Origin of the sequence: uncultured Agitococcus sp., from assembly GCF_937920075.1 — a bacterium.
Taxonomy (GTDB): Bacteria; Pseudomonadota; Gammaproteobacteria; order Pseudomonadales; family Moraxellaceae; genus Agitococcus.
Genome location: NZ_CALETI010000188.1, coordinates 1 through 1448, shown reverse-complemented (window position 1 = coordinate 1448; position 1448 = coordinate 1). Strand labels below are relative to the sequence as shown.

Here is a 1448-nt window from a genome sequence, read left to right as displayed (position 1 = left end):
ACTTGGTATCTGAGCCTTCGTTGAAGGGCTCGCCAAATATCTCTAGTGTTCTGCTCTTAGGAGTAGCAGTAAAGGCAAAGTAAGAGGCATTGCCACGCATTTTACGCGCTGCCATGGCTTGTAAAATTTTGTCTTGGCTGTCCACTTCTTCGTCATCAGATGGTGGATTTTGCCCCATAGCCTCATTCATTTTGTTGTGAGCCGAGCCGCTTTGCGAGCTGTGTGCTTCATCAATAATGACGGCAAATCGCTTATCACTGAGGTCGTCAATACCATTGATAATGAATGGGAATTTTTGAATAGTGGTAATGATGATTTTTTTACCTTGCTCCAATGCACTTTTAAGCTCGGACGACTTATAGGCAGGGGCAATGATATTTTTAACTTCCGAAAACTCTTTAATATTGTCGCGTAGTTGTTTGTCTAATAAGCGTCTGTCAGTGACCACAATCACCGAGTCAAATAACGGTAACTCAATACTTTTTGCGCCTTTGACATCGGCATTGATGGGATACGTTTCGATAAGTTGATAGGCTGCCCATGTAATAGAGTTAGACTTACCTGAGCCTGCGGAGTGCTGAATTAAGTAGGTTTGGCCTGTTCCGTGTTGGCTAGCGTGGCTGACCAATTTACGCACAACATCCATTTGATGATAGCGTGGAAAATATAAGTTGCGATTATTTAACGGGTCTTTGCTACTACCATCTAAACGCACAAAATGTTGAATGATGTTGGCGATGCTTTCTTTGCCAAAAACATCTTGCCACAAATACGCGGTTTTATGGCCATTAGGGTTAGTCGGGTTGCCTGCGCCAAAGTTATTACCTTTGTTAAAGGGCAAAAAGAAAGTGCTGCTGCCCGACAATTTTGTGGTCATATACACTTCGTCGGTATCGACTGCCATATGTACCAAGCAACGGCCAAAGTTTAATAACGGTTGGTTAATGTCACGGTCATTACGATATTGTTTTTGGCCATGATAACGAGCGTTTTGGCCTGTCCACGGATTTTTAAGTTCTAAAGTAGCAAAGGGAATGCCGTTGATAAATAAGACTAAGTCTATTTCTTCGAGTGGATTGCTCAGTGAATAGCGTATTTGTCGGGTGCTACTAAATATATTGTTAGCGAAATTTTGTTTGACTTGAGCGGAGCTACTGGCCAGTGGTGCAGGATACATTAAATGAAAGTAAGCGTCGTCAACACTCAAACCTTTTTTTAATAGATAGAGCAAGCCGTATTTTTTAATGAGTCGATTAAAACGCTCAAGAATTTTTAGCTGCCAGTCATTGCCTTGCTTTTGAAGTTTTTCTAATTCTTTGGCTTGTGTTTGATGTAGAAACTGCCAAAAGTATTGCTCATCTAAAGCATAAGTTGCATTAAAATTTTTCGCCAAACCTAAAAAATATCCCTGACTATAAGAGCCTTTAGGCTCTTGTAGCTGTGTGGTA

At 41.1% G+C, this 1448-nt stretch carries 1 protein-coding gene; it reads right to left on the bottom strand.

Annotation, left to right across the window (positions count from 1 at the left end; translation table 11 throughout):
- Positions 1-1448, bottom strand: a 1448-nt coding sequence (locus tag Q0212_RS07145) for a DEAD/DEAH box helicase family protein (protein WP_297923987.1), incomplete at both ends; no start/stop codon positions are given.